The sequence below is a fragment of the Roseivirga pacifica genome, from assembly GCF_900111145.1.
GTDB classification, from domain to species: domain Bacteria; phylum Bacteroidota; class Bacteroidia; order Cytophagales; family Cyclobacteriaceae; genus Roseivirga; species Roseivirga pacifica.
Genome location: NZ_FOIR01000001.1, coordinates 531402 through 547034, shown reverse-complemented (window position 1 = coordinate 547034; position 15633 = coordinate 531402). Strand labels below are relative to the sequence as shown.

General features: G+C 43.1%; 16 protein-coding genes and 1 tRNA gene. 5 read left to right on the top strand and 12 right to left on the bottom strand.

The features are described from left to right. Positions 1-71: 71 nt before the first annotated feature. Positions 72-1883 carry an alpha-L-fucosidase gene (locus BMW98_RS02470; RefSeq protein ID WP_090256800.1) on the bottom strand — a complete coding sequence of 604 codons (1812 nt, stop codon included), beginning with the start codon at positions 1881-1883 and terminating at the stop codon, positions 72-74. A 149-nt stretch (positions 1884-2032) separates the two neighbouring features. Next, positions 2033-2105, bottom strand: a tRNA-Met gene (locus BMW98_RS02465). A gap of 90 nt (positions 2106-2195) precedes the next feature. Between BMW98_RS02465 and era the strand changes: the two genes are divergently transcribed. Together era and der are read left to right on the top strand one after the other, a co-directional pair. Then, the gene (gene era, locus BMW98_RS02460; RefSeq protein WP_090256799.1) at positions 2196-3083 is read left to right on the top strand and encodes a GTPase Era; all 888 of its coding nucleotides are present in this window, start codon (positions 2196-2198) and stop codon (positions 3081-3083) included. A gap of 68 nt (positions 3084-3151) precedes the next feature. Then, positions 3152-4459, top strand: a complete 1308-nt coding sequence (gene der / locus BMW98_RS02455; RefSeq protein WP_090256798.1) for a ribosome biogenesis GTPase Der — start codon at positions 3152-3154, stop codon at positions 4457-4459. Here the strand turns inward: der and BMW98_RS02450 are convergent, their stop codons facing one another. Beyond that, positions 4460-5131 (bottom strand): DUF4136 domain-containing protein, encoded by a 672-nt coding sequence (locus BMW98_RS02450; protein WP_090256797.1) that lies wholly within the window; start codon positions 5129-5131, stop codon positions 4460-4462. On the opposite strand from BMW98_RS02450, the gene BMW98_RS02445 reads away from it, so the two are divergent. After that, positions 5130-5729: a hypothetical protein gene (locus BMW98_RS02445; protein ID WP_090256796.1), complete on the top strand. Its 600-nt coding sequence runs from the start codon at positions 5130-5132 to the stop codon at positions 5727-5729. The two genes, BMW98_RS02450 and BMW98_RS02445, sit on opposite strands and share 2 nt — an antisense overlap. 65 nt (positions 5730-5794) lie before the next feature. Here the strand turns inward: BMW98_RS02445 and map are convergent, their stop codons facing one another. Both map and hemH read right to left on the bottom strand, forming a co-directional pair. Then, positions 5795-6559: a type I methionyl aminopeptidase gene (map, locus tag BMW98_RS02440; RefSeq protein WP_090256795.1), complete on the bottom strand. Its 765-nt coding sequence runs from the start codon at positions 6557-6559 to the stop codon at positions 5795-5797. A gap of 33 nt (positions 6560-6592) precedes the next feature. Further along, a complete protein-coding gene (hemH, locus tag BMW98_RS02435) occupies positions 6593-7612 on the bottom strand; it encodes a ferrochelatase (protein ID WP_090256794.1) in 1020 nt (339 codons plus the stop codon). A gap of 236 nt (positions 7613-7848) precedes the next feature. Here hemH and BMW98_RS02430 point away from each other — a divergent pair, with 236 nt between their 5' ends. Then, positions 7849-9060 (top strand): bifunctional alpha/beta hydrolase/OsmC family protein, encoded by a 1212-nt coding sequence (locus BMW98_RS02430; protein ID WP_090256793.1) that lies wholly within the window; start codon positions 7849-7851, stop codon positions 9058-9060. A 27-nt stretch (positions 9061-9087) separates the two neighbouring features. Here BMW98_RS02430 and BMW98_RS02425 read toward each other — a convergent pair whose 3' ends face one another. Beyond that, on the bottom strand, positions 9088-9630 hold the full coding sequence (locus BMW98_RS02425) for a DUF2911 domain-containing protein (protein WP_139177366.1): 543 nt from the start codon (positions 9628-9630) through the stop codon (positions 9088-9090). Positions 9631-9762: 132 nt separating this feature from the next. On the opposite strand from BMW98_RS02425, the gene BMW98_RS02420 reads away from it, so the two are divergent. After that, positions 9763-11313, top strand: a complete 1551-nt coding sequence (locus tag BMW98_RS02420; protein WP_090256791.1) for a glycine--tRNA ligase — start codon at positions 9763-9765, stop codon at positions 11311-11313. On the opposite strand, the gene BMW98_RS02415 is transcribed toward BMW98_RS02420, so the two are convergent. The 6 genes from BMW98_RS02415 to BMW98_RS02385 form a co-directional block, all read right to left on the bottom strand. After that, positions 11310-11672 (bottom strand): type II toxin-antitoxin system RelE/ParE family toxin, encoded by a 363-nt coding sequence (locus BMW98_RS02415; protein ID WP_162844656.1) that lies wholly within the window; start codon positions 11670-11672, stop codon positions 11310-11312. The genes BMW98_RS02420 and BMW98_RS02415 overlap by 4 nt on opposite strands. Further along, a complete protein-coding gene (locus tag BMW98_RS02410) occupies positions 11672-11932 on the bottom strand; it encodes a type II toxin-antitoxin system ParD family antitoxin (protein WP_090256789.1) in 261 nt (86 codons plus the stop codon). Before BMW98_RS02410 ends, BMW98_RS02415 begins: the two co-directional genes overlap by 1 nt. Positions 11933-12002: 70 nt before the next feature. Further along, a complete protein-coding gene (locus BMW98_RS02405; RefSeq protein ID WP_121505219.1) occupies positions 12003-13049 on the bottom strand; it encodes a PA0069 family radical SAM protein in 1047 nt (348 codons plus the stop codon). Positions 13050-13239: 190 nt separating this feature from the next. Next, entirely contained in the window at positions 13240-13398 is a 159-nt protein-coding gene (locus BMW98_RS02400) for a DUF1328 domain-containing protein (RefSeq protein ID WP_090258190.1), read from the bottom strand. Positions 13399-13571: 173 nt separating this feature from the next. Further along, positions 13572-14447, bottom strand: a complete 876-nt coding sequence (locus tag BMW98_RS02395) for an aldose 1-epimerase (protein ID WP_170836500.1) — start codon at positions 14445-14447, stop codon at positions 13572-13574. A 400-nt stretch (positions 14448-14847) separates the two neighbouring features. Then, positions 14848-15630 (bottom strand): HAD-IIA family hydrolase, encoded by a 783-nt coding sequence (locus tag BMW98_RS02385; protein WP_090256786.1) that lies wholly within the window; start codon positions 15628-15630, stop codon positions 14848-14850. Positions 15631-15633 lie beyond the last annotated feature (3 nt).

Below are 15633 nucleotides of genomic sequence, written 5' to 3'. Positions count from 1 at the left end.
CCGCTGGGGCGGATTGGCATACTTTCAGTTTTGCAATTAAGGTAATTGGCATAGGCTAAAGCCCTTTTGTTCTATTTGCCCAACCTAAACACCCAGGCGTGTTTGCCTTCCACTTTGCTAAATTTGATCTCAGAAGTGTCGATGTAAAGTTTTCCGTTGCGATAGCGCCATGGAAGGTTTGTGGCCTGGTAGCCTAGTAAGTTAACTTTTGTTCCACTAGCAGGTTTCGGTATAGAAAGTACCAGCTCATCATCGGGCCATTCCATTACAATTGCGTAAATACCTCCCTCATTTTGAGTGTAAGCTATGTGTTGCTGCATGGACTGGTAAGTAGCGCGCAAGCCGTTTTGCTGGCCGGATTTGTCTGTAAAGAAATACTTGGTTGGAATGATTTGCTTTTCGATAGAAGCTGTTTTCCAATAAAGTTCCGCTTTTGCATTGTGTGTGCTCTCAAAATATTCCACACGAATGGTATGACGTTTGTTTTGCTCAAGTTTTACTGCGCCTTTGGTGGAATTGGCCGCGTTATTACCCATTACAAAGCCATTCGCGCCTTCGGGGGCATTTTCCCATTTATTAATAATCAGTTGGTTGTCAATCCAAACGCGAATGCCATCATCTGCACTGGCCTCCAGTTCGTAGTTGCCAGTTATTTCTGGGCTTAAGTATCCTTCCCAAATTGCAGTAAAGTTGTCCTCTTTTATAGGACTGCCCGGGCTGTTTCTTACCCAGTTAAAGTTGAGGTTAGGGTCTATTCGCTTCATTTCAACTGGGCGTTCTTCACCAGTGACTTCGTAAACTTTAGCTCCATAAATGGCCTCTCCGTTTATGGCCAGCCAATTGCCCAGTTGCATCAGTCTGTCTTGTTGCAAAAGCGGAATTTGTCCATCGGCAGTTGGGCCAACATTTATAATCATTCCCCCGCCATTGGCCACGGCTTTCACAAAACTATGCACCAACTCAGTGCCGGTCATATAGGCATCTAGCTTCTCAAAACGGTTTAGTCCGAATGAGCGACCGAGCCCACGAACTTCCGCCCAAGGTCTATCAGTAGCCTCAATTCCCGAACTATACTCTGGTGTAATAAAACCCATACCTTGGCTGCCATTTCCCCAGCGGTCGTTCACCACCGCCTCATCTCCTACAAGGTTGAAGTACCAAGAAATCAGTTCGGCAGAGTGCCATTCTTCTGCGGAGTTAAACCATTCGCCATCGGCAAAAATCAGGTCGGGACGATAAGTGCCAATCAATTCTTTGAACTGCGGAATCATGTGTTGATCCACGTATTGCCCAATATTCCTATGTGGGTCGGTATCCCAACGGTGTAGCGGGTGGTTCCATTCGGGCAACGAATAATAGAGCCCCATTCTGAGACCTGCACCTTTCACTGCTTCAGACAATTCGCCAACCAAGTCGCGTTTCGGTCCAACCTCCATGCTGTTCCAGTTGCGGGCATATTTGCTTGGCCAAAGCGCATAACCATCGTGGTGTTTGGCCACCATCATCACGTATTTAGCGCCCGATTTTTTAAATATCTCTGCCCACTCTTTTGGGTAGAAAAGCTTGGCAGTAAATAATGGAGCAAAGTCGTTGTAGGTAAACTTTTCACCATAATTCTTTTTCATAAAGTTGGTGCGCAACGAATCGCCCAACATTAATCCGCGCAAGTACCACTCCGCATAGTCCTCCTTGTTGCTATAGGCTGGCACAGAATAAACGCCCCAGTGAATAAAGATGCCCAGCTTGGCATCGGTAAACCATTCTGGGTACGGCCGCGACTTTAGGTCATCCCAATTGGCGGTGTATTGTTTTTGCTGCCCAAAAAGCGCAGATGCGCTAAAACCAAAAAGTAGTAAGAGTGTGAAAAAAAATCTTTTGTCCATAAAGCTGTGAGTGAACCGACAATTTATAAGGAAAAGAATTTTGCCTGAAGAAAGTGTACAACAAATTGTAAAACAATGGCTGAGAAATGAGCCGATTGATCGTTTTAGGGCATAAAAAAAGCAGCTGTAAGGGCTGCTTTTACTATCTGTAGCGGGAGCAGGACTCGAACCTGCGACCTTCGGGTTATGAGCCCGACGAGCTACCAACTGCTCCATCCCGCGATGTTTACACACTCGGTCATTTCCGAATGGGCTACAAAAGTAGGTGATACTTTCATTTTAAACAAGTACCTTTGCAACATAATTTAAAAAATGTCTGAAAAACCACATAAAGCCGGCTTTGTTGCTATAGTAGGGAAGCCTAACGTAGGCAAGTCTACCCTGATGAACGCATTGGTTGGGGAAAGACTCTCAATTATTACATCGAAAGCCCAAACTACCCGACATAGAATCATGGGTATTTTGAGTGGAGAAAATTTTCAAGTGATCTATTCGGACACGCCCGGAATTATTAAGCCCGAGTACAAACTACATGAATCTATGATGGGCTTTGTAAATAGCTCGTTTGAAGATGCAGATGTTATTTTGTTTGTAACGGACCTCTATGAAAAGTTTGCTGATGAAAAGCAGATTACCTTTTTGAGAGAACTGGGCATTCCGGTAATTCTGGTAATGAACAAAATAGATCAGGCAAAGGGATCTCAGGCGGAAGATAAAGTGGCTTATTGGCAAGAGCTTATTGATTTTGATGCGGTGATTATGGTTTCGGCTTTGGAAAAAACTAATGTGGAGCCGCTATTCGACAAGATCATCGATTTGATGCCGGAACATCCTGCTTATTTTCCTAAAGATGAACTGACGGATAAGCCTGAGCGCTTTTTTGTTGATGAGATTATTCGCGAGAAGATATTTTTAAATTATAAAAAGGAAGTTCCTTACAGCTGCCAGGTGGTAACCAAGTCGTTTAAAGAAGATGATAAGATCATCCGCATTATGTCTGATATATATGTGGAGCGCAAAAGCCAAAAAGGCATTATCATCGGTCATAAAGGCGAGGCGATTAAAAAGGTGGGTATTGCAGCACGCCAAGAATTAGAAAAATTCTTTGGTAAGCAGGTTCATCTAGAAACGCACGTAAAGGTGGAGCAAGACTGGAGGAAGAAAGAAATGAAGTTGAAGAACTTCGGTTATTTGAATTAGAAATATTTGACTGACAATTTTTGGTCAATCCTTTCAAAAATCGTCAGTCGAAAATCATAAATTGAAATATGGCAAATATTGTAGCGATTGTTGGGCGTCCGAATGTAGGTAAGTCTACCTTTTTTAACCGAATGGTAGAAAGGCGACAGGCGATTATGGATAATGAAAGCGGTGTGACCCGCGATCGTCATTATGGTTATGCCGAGTGGGTTGGAAAGCACTTTACCGTAATTGATACCGGAGGATATGTAACCGGGTCGGAGGATGTGTTTGAGGGTGCTATTCGCGAGCAGGTTGAAGAGGCTATGAATGAGGCTTCGGTTATTCTTTTTATGGCCGACTGCCATGACGGGCTCACCGATTTGGATAAAGATTTTGCTAAAGTTGTGCGCGGCTTGAAAAAGCCCGTAATGGTGGTGGCCAATAAGGCCGATACTGCCGAATGGTCTTACAATTCGGCTGAATTTTATGGTTTAGGCTTGGGCGATGTTTTCCCGATATCTTCTGCTAGTGGCTCAGGCACTGGTGAATTATTGGACGAAGTGGTGAAACACTTTGAGGATGAAGGCTCTGAAAACCCTGATGACGGTATTCCGCGTATTGCCATCTTGGGCCGACCAAATGCTGGTAAATCTTCTTTTGTAAATGCCCTTTTAGGCAGAGAAAGAACCATTGTTACCGATGTGGCTGGTACTACAAGAGACACGATCAATTCTCGCTACAAATTATTTGGGCAAGATTTTATTCTTACCGACACGGCAGGGATTCGAAAGAAGTCCAAAGTGCATGAAGATATTGAGTTTTACTCTGTAATGCGTGCCTTGCAAGCCTTGCAAGATTCTGATGTTTGCGTGATTATGATTGACGCAACGCGTGGACTGGAAGCGCAGGATATGAACATTATCAGTTTAGCCCTTAAGTACAAAAAAGGAATTATGCTGATGATGAATAAATGGGACTTGATTGAAAAGGAAACCAATACCATGCACAAAATCAAAGAGGAAATTGATGAGCGCTTGGGTACTTTGAGCTGGATCCCGAAAATATTTACTTCAGTAACCGATAAGAAGAGAATTTTTCAAGCGATAGAATTGGCCGTGAAGGTGTACGAAAACCGAATTAGAAAAGTGGCTACTTCTGACCTTAATGAGGCCATTTTACCAGAAATTGAGCGTTACCCGCCACCAGCACTTAAGGGTAAGTACATTAAAATTAAATACATCACCCAGTTGCCTACACTTACGCCAACAATCGCCTTCTTCTGCAATTTGCCGCAGTATATTAAGGAGCCTTACGAGCGTTATTTGGAGAACAAAATCAGAGAGAACTTTGATTTTGAAGGTGTACCGGTAAAACTGGTTTTCCGTAAGAAATAACTAATACCTGCTAAACTGACTGTAGGGAGAGAATAATTCGTGAATTCTCTTTCTATGGCGGTTTGCGTAGTATGCCTCTTGCGGATGCTGTTCGGTGCTGAGTAAGAAGTTGCGCATGGCATCGTAAACAAGGTAGTTGGCGTAGTCTGCATGAAACTCATTTTCATCTATTATAAAAGTGAGGCTTTGCCAAATAAGGCGATCAGAGTTTCGCTGCCTGAGGGTCATTATTAGCTTTTTCTTGTAATAGGTTTTTTCAACATAGTTTGAAATAAATCGGCTGTCTCGTTTTACAGTTATCTTTTCTTCTTTGCCTTCACTATTCGTTTTGGTGATTGTTTTAACGTCAGAAGGTTCGTAATCCCAATCGTCAATTACTTCGGTTATTCCTTCGCTGAACACATTAAAATGCAGTACAAAGTCGCTTTTACTTTTGTTACTCGTGGTAGTGTACCCCATATCGATTAGCCGCATTTTTATCTTCTGTAAATAGGGTCGAAGCGACAAGTCCATTTCCAGAAAATCATTCTCAACATAAATGTTATTGATTTTAGAACTATTGATGTTTGGAATGCCGTATGCATCGGATGTTACCTTAAGTTTGTAGAACCATTGTGCGTGTAGCGATGGCGTGATTAAAAGCAGTGCGAGAAGTAGTTTTGTGCGAAACATGACGAGTGATTTAAGAGAGTTGTTTGCAAGAAAAGTGCCACTATCGGCAGTTGAGTATTGTGTTTCGCTTTGGGAAGATGCTCCTTTTCGGTTAAAGCTAACGCGCGCTCGAAAAAGCAAATTGGGCGATTATCGCTACGATCCACGAGATAGGTCGCATCAGGTGTCGGTAAATACGGACCTGAATCAGTATCAGTTTTTGATTACCTATGTGCATGAGGTAGCGCACAGGCGGGTACATGACCCCAAGCGTAGGCTAAAGCCTCATGGCGACCATTGGAAACTGGCATTCCGAAACCTAATGCTACCGCTTTTAAACGAGGCTGTTTTTCCTGACGATGTCCTTAGGCCACTTGCCAGGCATATGAAAAACCCTAAGGCAAGCACTGCGACCGACCCGGTTTTGCTAAAAGCAGTAAGCGCTTATGACTTGAATAAAGTGCAAGGCAAAACGCTCAATGAGGTTGCCTTGGGTGAAGTTTTCGAGCTTAGAAAAAGAAAGTTTAAAAAGCTGGAAACCAAGCGCACCCGCGCCCTTTGTCTTGACTTAAGCAATAACCGCAGGTATTTGATATCGCTCGTTGCAGAGGTAGAGTGATTGTAAATTTACCCTATGCTAAGGCTTATGAGCATGATAAGGAGTAGTGCTTACCCTATAGAAGCTCACTCCCAAATCCCATTTGCCTCAGTAAGAATTACCGGTTCGTTGTCGGTAATAAGAATGGTATGCTCATGCTGGGTTACAAAGCCGCCACGGTTGCCTACTAGTGTCCAGCCATCGTTTTGCTGTACCGCTACGGTAGATTTTGTCGATATGAAAGTCTCCACCGCTACGGTAGTGTTTTTTCTAAATCGCTCTTTGTTTGAGCGTACACGATAGTTCAGAATATCTTCTGGTGCTTCGTGGAGGCTGCGACCCACTCCGTGACCAGCCAAATTTTTAATTACTGTAAAGCCGCATTTCTTGGCTTCAGTTTCTATTAAGTAGCCAATGTCGGCAATTTTTACCCCGCCTTTAATGCTGTAAATAGCCTTCTGAAGAATTTCTTTAGAGGCATTAACCAAGGGTTGGTGGTTGTGGATGTCTTCACCCAAAACGAAAGAGCCACCGTTGTCGGCCCAAAAGCCATTTAGCTCAGCCGACACATCAATATTAATAAGGTCACCTTCTTTTAGAATTACTTTTTCGGAAGGAATGCCGTGGGCTGCTGCTTCGTTTACGCTTATGCAGGTATAGCCCGGAAAACCGTATGTCTCGTATGGTGCAGATTTGGCACCGTGGCTTTTTAGTATCTCGCCACCGAATTCATCTAGTTCCTTGGTAGACATACCAATAGCCGCATGTTCGCGCATTAAACGTAGGGTCTTACCAACCACCTCGCTAATGGCCTTCATTCCAATTAATTCCGATTCCTTACTTATTGACATAGGCTAAATAATTTTTTAGGCTTCAGATTTAAACTAAGCCGTTTTTACCAAATCCTCCAGGCATTCTACCCAAACAGGCGAATCGTTAAGGCTTGGTACTAAATCCCAGACTTCGCCACCAGCTTCCATAAACTCTTCTTTAAATTCCTCGCCTACTTCTAGCGTTGTTTCTAAACAGTCGGCTACAAATGCTGGCGAAAAGGCCAAAACCCTCTTCTTGCCTTGGCCGGGAAGATCCTTCAAATACTCATCGGTGTATGGTTGGACCCAAGGGTCTTTACCCAACCGCGACTGGAATGTTGTTGCGTATTCACCCTCTTTCAGCCCAAGCGCTTCCACCAATAGTCTTGTAGTGTAAAAACATTGCGCGCGGTAACAGTAGCGGTTTCGTTCATGAAATTTGTTGCAGCAACTGCTTAGCTGGCATTGGCTGCCAACCGATGCTTTATGGATGTGTCTTTCGGGCACCCCATGATAACTGAAAAGCACAAAGTCGTAGTCCTTTTTATCGAGCATGGCTCGGCCATTTTGGGCAAATGCCTCGATAAACTTGGGGTGGTCTACAAACTGGTTGATATGGGTAATGGAAGGAATGACCTGCCATTTGTTCACTATTTCATTCACCTTTTCGGAAACCGAACCAGTGGTGGCAGAGGCGTATTGAGGGAAAAGCGGAATGACAATAATGCGCTCTACATTAGCAGCTTTTAATTCATTTAGCGCTTCTTTAATACTTGGGCTTTGGTAGCGCATACCAAGCGCCACTTTGTATTCATTGCCCAAAGATTGCTGGAGCATGTCGCGCACATCGTAGCCATAGTATTTAAGCGGAGAGCCACGTTGCTCCCAAAGCTTAACATATTCTTTAGCCGATTTTGGCGCTCTAAATGGAGCAATAATGCCGTTTACTAGCATAAACCGAGAGAAATACGGAATGTCGATTACTCGGCCATCCATTAAAAACTCTCTTAAGTATTTTCTTACGTCTGGTACACTAGGGCTATCGGGCGTACCCAAATTAACCAGTAAAACACCGGTGATCTTTTTCGACATATCGCTTTTATTTCACTGCTAAACTGCGTGCAAAGATATTTGTTTTTGTATTGCACACCTTATTTACTCAGCCGAATAGCACGATAGGCTATTACTAAAATCAATATTGGTTTTATGCGTATTGCTATTGAGCCGACTTAAGCGATAAGCTTTTGGGAACCAAAGCCGTTTGCTGCTGTTTGATTGTTTAAATTGATACGCATGAACTGCGATTTCCACTATTAGACTATCCGCCTATGAAAACTGTTAAAGTTAATTTTAAAAACGAAGAAGGTTTAGTGCTTGCTGCTCGGTTAGAAATGCCCGTGGACCAACGCCCTACTGCATTTGCCATTTTTGCACACTGTTTTACCTGTACCAAAAACTTAATGGCGGTAACCAACATTAGTCGTGCACTTACCAGTAAAGGCATTGCCGTTTTACGCTTCGATTTTACGGGTTTGGGTGAAAGCGAAGGCGATTTTGCTGATACTAACTTTTCGGGTAACGTAAGCGACTTGGTTTGTGCTTCAGCATTTTTGGCCGAAAACTACCAAGCACCTAAGATAATTATTGGCCACTCACTTGGAGGCGCTGCGGTGCTTATGGCTGCCAGCATGCTAGAGAGCATAGAGGCGATAGTCACAATTGGTGCTCCATCAGATCCTCCGCATGTTAAACACCTTTTTCAAAATTCTATTGAAGAAATTGAGGAGACAGGAATTGCTAAGGTTTCTATTGGTGGAAGGCCATTTACGATTAAAAAGCAGTTTATAGACGATTTGGAAAAGAACGACCTGGCCGATACAATTAAGGGATTGCGAAGGCCACTTTTGGTTTTCCATTCGCCACAAGATGAAATTGTGGATATAAAGAATGCGGAAAAGATCTACGTAGCTGCACATCATCCGAAAAGCTATATTTCGCTCGATGGAGCCGACCACTTACTCTCAAATAAAGCCGATGCGAACTATGTGGGTGAAGTGATTGCCTCTTGGGCTACACGCTATGTTACCCTTGCTATGCAGGAAGATGACCTAGAGACAGACCATCAGGTAGTGGTGAGAAACGAAAAGGAGAATGGCTTGTTTACGGAAATAATGGCCAACGGGCATTACCTAACTGCCGATGAGCCCAAAGATGTTGGTGGAACAGATTTGGCTGGCACGCCATACGACTTGCTGGTAGCCGCACTTGGTGCTTGCACTGCGATGACACTCCGCCTATATGCTGACCATAAAAAGATAGCCCTGGACGAGGTGAAAGTGCATTTGACCAGAGAAAAGCGCCATGCCGAACATGCAGAGCAATTGGATGAAGCCAGCAAAATTGAAGTGATTGACAGGCATTTGGAGCTTATGGGCGATCTTACGCAAGCGCAGCGCGACCGAATGGTAGAAATAGCCAATAAGTGCCCTGTGCACAAAACGCTGACCAAGGGATTAGAGGTAAATACGAGTTTGTTATAGTCTTCGGCTCTAAGTGCTGGGGAAGTATCAAAGCACCCTAAACGGAACGCTCACTTTAGTTTTATCCCAAGCCATTATCAGTTGGGGCTGATGGTTGTCTTCGGTTATGTCAATGGTGAATTGTTCTACCACCTCAGGCAACTGCTCTACGGCCATAAAGGTTCTTAAAGCATCGGCACTGTCGTCATAGTCGGTGCCCCAGTCGGGTACTTTGTTGCTAAAAATTAAGACCCATTCCTCTGTATTAGGAATTGTCACCACAGAGTATTTGCCTGCCTTTAAGATGTCATTCTCGTTAAAGGCTACATCGCGAGAGAAGGTAATTGTGGTAGCCTCGTTAGCCCCGGTGCGCCACCACTCGCCAAACGGCACTAGTTCGCCAAAGATATTTCGCCCCTTTTTGTAAGGTCTGTTATAGAAAACATCAACCCGAATATCGCTGGTTACATACTGCACAGTAGCCTCGGGGCTATATTGCTTGGTTTGAAAAAGCATATATTGCTGCCAGCCAATTACAATCAGCAAGGCAAAAATTATAGCACCAATAATCAGTATAACCCGTCTCTTCATTCTTGTAAATATATTGATTTCATTTCCATGCTCAGGGTTTAATTGCCGAACTGCATATTTTTCGTGCAGTTGGCGTGCCAATTTTGGTTTCTTCGCTGTTTTTCTTGCTAGCCTTTTACATATCTTTGCGGCATGGCACAAAATGACGATAATCTGCTAAAGAAAATCACGGCTCACGCAAAAGAGTACGGGTTTATTTTTCCATCGAGCGAAATCTATGACGGCCTTGCTGCCGCCTACGATTATGGGCAGAATGGGGTAGAGTTGAAAAACAACATTAAGCAGTACTGGTGGAAGTCCATGGTGCAAATGCACGAAAATATTGTGGGGATTGATGCCTCCATTTTTATGCACCCAACTACATGGAAAGCTTCTGGTCACGTTGATGCCTTTAACGATCCGTTGATCGACAACAAAGATTCCAAAAAACGCTACCGTGCCGATGTGCTTATTGAAGAGCACATTGCCAAGTACGAAGCGAAGATTGAAAAGGAAGTGACCAAGGCCGAAAAACGCTTTGGTGAGGCTTTCGATAAAGTACAGTTCTTAGCGACCAACCCAAATGTGTTGCGAAACCAAGCTAAAATCGATGAGATTGAAAACCGCTTGGGAACAAGTTTGGAAAAAGGCGACTTGGCCGACATCAAAGCTTTGATTGAAGAGTTGGGAATTGCCTGCCCTATTTCAGGTTCTAAAAACTGGACAGACGTTCGTCAGTTCAACCTAATGTTCTCGACAGAACTTGGTTCTGTGGCTGACGATTCCAATAAAATTTACCTAAGACCCGAAACTGCTCAAGGTATTTTTGTGAACTACCTAAACGTGCAAAAAACGGGTAGAATGAAGATTCCTTTCGGTATTGCACAAATTGGTAAGGCTTTCCGTAACGAGATCATTGCACGCCAGTTCATTTTCAGAATGCGTGAATTCGAACAAATGGAAATGCAATTCTTTGTAAAGCCTGGCGAAGAAATGGAGTGGTACGAAAGCTGGAAAGAAAAGCGCATCAACTGGCACAAAGCACTTGGTTTGGGAGAAGATAACTACCGTTTCCACGACCACATTAACTTGGCGCACTACGCCAATGCTGCGGCCGATATTGAATTCCGTTTCCCAATGGGCTTTAAGGAATTAGAAGGTATTCACTCAAGAACTGACTTCGATTTAAAAGCACATGAGGAGCATTCTGGAAAGAAGTTGCAGTTCTTCGATACTGTTGAGAACAAGTCTTATGTGCCGTATGTAATCGAAACGTCTATTGGTTTGGACCGCATGTTCTTGGCCGTACTTTCTGCAGCCTACACTGAAGAAACATTGGAAGATGGCAGCGAAAGAACAGTGCTGAAAATTCCAGCAGCTTTGGCGCCATATCAGGTGGCTGTATTGCCATTGTTGAAGAAAGAGGACTCTGGCCTACCGCAAAAAGCACGCGAGATCATGAGCGACCTGAAGTTCGATTTCAACTGCCAGTATGATGAGAAGGACGCCATCGGTAAGCGTTATAGAAGACAAGATGCAATCGGTACGCCATTCTGTGTAACGGTAGACCACCAAACCCTTGAGGACAACACCGTAACCATTAGAGATAGAGATGACCTTAGCCAAATTAGAGTTTCTGTGGAAGAACTCAAGGCAAAGTTGAAAGAGGTTACCTCGTTAGAGAAATTGTTGAGGAAGGCTTAAGGCCTTCCTTTTCTTTTTAGCCTATCATAAAGCACTTTTACTTCCGCTTCCAAAGTTGGTTGCAGTACCTCTAAGCGTTCAACTAGGTTTAGAGACATGTGCTTTATTGTTAACACATAAATATCATCACCTACTGTATCGCAAATTAACCAGTGCCTTCCTGATGGATAAAGCTTGAACCTTTTTGAAATTTGATGCTTCTGTAAAAGTAGTTCGGGGTTCTCTTCAAGAGATAGCAATGAATTTTGGATTGCATCTAAGTATTTCTCAGCGGTAGCCTCTCCCCACTTCTTTACAGAGTGGTCGTAGATGTCTTGTATATCCAAGAAAAACCTGTCTGTTAGGTATACAGTACCCACTATTTTGAGCTTTTGAATGCCTTAAGGTCAGCGCGAAGATTGCCTGAAAACTTTCTAGTTCTTCCACTAATAGCATCTTGGTAGCCCTCTAGAATGGACTCTCTAAGTGCTTCAGCTTCCTTTCTCTCCTGATCATGTCGTATCAAATCACGTACATATTCACTTGGGGTGGAATACATTGTTCCATCGCCTGCTTGTTCCGAAACAAATCGCTTCATTTCATCAGTTAATGGTACGTTAATGCTTTTAATCTTACCCATGACTCAATATACGTAATGCACGAGAGTTTTCAATATTTGTCAAATAATAAAATATACCCTCTCACTCCCTTCAGAACAATCCCATTTGCCCACGATTGGTCTTAACAAATAAGTCGGTGCGGAGCTTCGGCCTGCCTGAATGCTGAAAGTATTTGGCTTTACTAAGTTCGAACAGCCGGTGAATGGACTGCACCATGCGTCCTTCACCCCGCATGCGAGCACCAAACCTACTGTCGTTTAGTTGTCCTCCATGGGCTCCTTTGATCTGGTTCAGTATTTTATCTGCCCTATCGGGGAATGCCTGGGTTACCCAATGCTCGAAAACATTGCCTATTTGTCCGTTTAATCGAATCATGGTGAAAGACACGCGTGTTGCCCCAGCATTTTTGGCAGCTTTCATTAGTTCAGGAATTTCATGATCGTTTAGTCCGGGAATGACAGGGCCAATCATAAGTGTTACGGGCACACCAATGCTTGAAAGTAACTCCATTGCTTTAAGCTTTTGGCGTGCCGTGGAGGTTCTAGGTTCTAGTTTTCTACGGATACTTTCCTCTAGTGTGGTCAGAGAAAAGTAAACCGATATTAAATCCTGTTCGGCCAATGGTTTTATCAGGTCTGCATCCCGGGTTACCAGCGCGTTTTTAGTAATAATGCCAACAGGGTGCTTATACTTTACAAATACCTCCAACAAACTGCGGGTGATTTGGAGCTTGCGTTCCAGGGGTTGGTAACAGTCGGTGTTACCAGAAAGTACAATGGTGGCTGGCTGATAATTGGGTTTCTGCAAGTGTTTTTCGAGCAGTTGTGCGGCATTCATTTTATAGAGGATAACCCTTTCGAAGTCGAGGCCAGCATTATAGCCCCAGTATTCATGCGAATTGCGGGCATAGCAATAAATACAACCGTGCTCACAGCCTTGGTAAGGATTCATGGAAAACTCCATGCCCACATCGGGGCTTTCCACTTTATTTACAATGGTTTTGGGGTATATTGGAATGTGCTTGGTAAATGGCGCTTCTTCATCGTATTCATCAACTGCTTCTAAATGTTCTTGCACATATTCATGCATTAAGAACCGATTCTTTACCTGTTTTTGCGCGCCTCTCCCTTTGTACATTTTTCTATAATATTTAGTAAAACTAAAATTAATAGATTAAAACTAAATATTATAGTGTTTTGAGTTTTTGAATAGCGCGTCAATAACACAAAAAAGTCGTTTACAACCTTGCTTTAAGATTACTAAAGTCAGGGATGCAAACGACTCAATATTTATATCGATTTGTTATGCTTTGGTTGTTAGTGCTAAGCTAGGAGAGTACTTGCATAACCAGTGAGATAACAAATAGTACTACGAAAATAAAGAACAGGAATCGTGCGATTTTCGAAGAGACAGATGCGACTCCGCGGAAACCAAACAACCCTGCAACTAATGCGACTACGAAAAATATAATTGCCCAGTAAAGCATAATAATAGTGTTTGGTTTAACATTGATTTTGTACTTCCTATTGTCCAAAAGGCAGTCCAAAAATGAAAAAGGGCATTCCGCTGCGGAATGCCCTTTTTCATTTTGAAAATCTTTGCATTATGAGAAAATGCACTTCAAATCTGTAAAAAAAGACTGTTATTGTTAAGGAGTGTTTACTCCACCCCACTATAGGTAAGTCCAAATCGCATTGACCAGTCGTTGCCTGAGTCTAAGAATTTAAGTTCATCACCGGAATTGAAGGCGTTTACACCACAAGTCATGGGTTCTATTGCGATAGTTTTTCGGTCTGCTGGGGTATAAACCTGAATAAAAGGGAAGAGATCTTCCTGCCAAATATCGAGCAAACTACCATCAGGGTAGTAAAGATGGGTATGGTTCAAGCCTTGTTTGTCGCTTAATTTAAAGCAAGTATCGAATTCCGTTTCCTTTATCTGGGTTGCGGTGTTATATGTGTTTTCTGCTGTGATTTTGCCATTGGGCAATAGCATGTCATCCGCATGAATTTTGTTAACCTTCGGTAACTGTAAAGCACATTCATCTACCTTTTCGACCAAAAAATATGGGTGCCAACCAAAGCCCCATGGCATCATTTGATTGCCGGTGTTTTTGGCCGTTACATTCATTTCTAAACTAGTAGCCTCTAAAGTATATGTTACCTGCAGGCTATATGGAAAGGGGAAATATGGTAAGCTACCATCGTAGTTATATACGAGTGTTACGGAATACTCTGAAGAGGCAGTAACCTCAAATGCTTTATCGTGAACCAAGCCATGCAAGGCATTTGGGCGACCATCGTCATTTTGGGGCAACTCAAAGCTTTGCCCTTGAAAGCTAAATTTGCCTTCGGCCAAGCGATTAGGAAAAGGAAAAAGCAGTGAGCTTTCGTAGCCTAAGCCTTCCATAGGCTGAATGATTGTTCTTCCATTAAGCACAAGCTCGTCTATAGCGCCACCACGTTTTGGGTTTACAGTTAGCTTGCTCAGGTGATTGCTTATTTGCACTGTGGTTCGGTTTGGTTCAGTCAGCAAGGTGCTGAATTTTAACTCAATATTCCAAAAGAATTTGACTAGTGATTATTTATCCAATTAATAATAACAATGGAGAACAGCTCAAGATATTTATTCCAAGCTTCATTAGTATTAGCAATGAAGTGTCCTTTGATCTAATTCTTAAAAACCAAGGAATGAATACTCTGTAGTATTGACTTATACCTGATTGCTCTAAACCACTGACCAATTCTGGCTCTTCTTTCTTTGAAAATTCACCAGTTAAAACGGAGTTAATCAAGCCCAAGAAAGTAAACTCGTTTCCGTCTTCAGATTTAATAAGTGCAAAATGGAGATACGCCTTTATTCCAAGGCAAAGAATAATTGCCGGGAAGATCAATAACTCTAACCAACCACTGAGAACCATCAACCACTGAACTAATTACTTCTCTTCCCACCAAGGCAATGGTAAGGTAAGGTCAGCTATAGAATTAATGATCATGTCTGGCTTGAAAGGGAAGTTGCTTAAATCTTCTCGCTTGCTCATTCCCGTTAGGGTAAGAATTGTGTTGTAACCAACCTGAACTCCTCCTTGAATATCAGTGGCCAAGGTGTCTCCAATTACGGTAACCTCATCGGTGGCCAAGCCAATATGTTTACGTGCCTGGCGCATCATTACTGGGCTAGGTTTGCCAACGGAAAATGCGGTTTTGCCCGTGGCGGCTTCAATCATAGCCACTACAGAGGCAATGCCTAGGTTGTTCCAGCCGGCTTTTCTAGGCGATGGGTCTAAATTAGTAGCAATCAGTTTGGCTCCTCCCAATATAAAGTCAATTGCCTTGCGCACCATTTCCAAAGTGAAGTTGATGCCCTCTCCAACCACTACAAAATCTGGGTCGTTTTGAACGAGGGTAAAACCATGCTCGTGCAGGCTAGAAATAAGGCCACCTTCGCCCAGTACAAAGGCGGTACCGTTAGGGAACTGCTGCCCCATAAAATGGGCTGTTGCCATGGCCGATGTGTACACATTTTCAGGGTCTACTTTTATGCCCATTTTTTGCAGCTTACGCACCGCATCGAGCGGAGAACGTTGGCTATTGTTGGTCATAAAAGTGAAAGGAATCCCTTCTTTCTGAAGCGTTTTGATGAATTTATCTGCACCCGGAATCATTTCATTTTCCACGTACATTACTCCGTCCTGATCAATTAAAAAACCCTTAGGCATGGC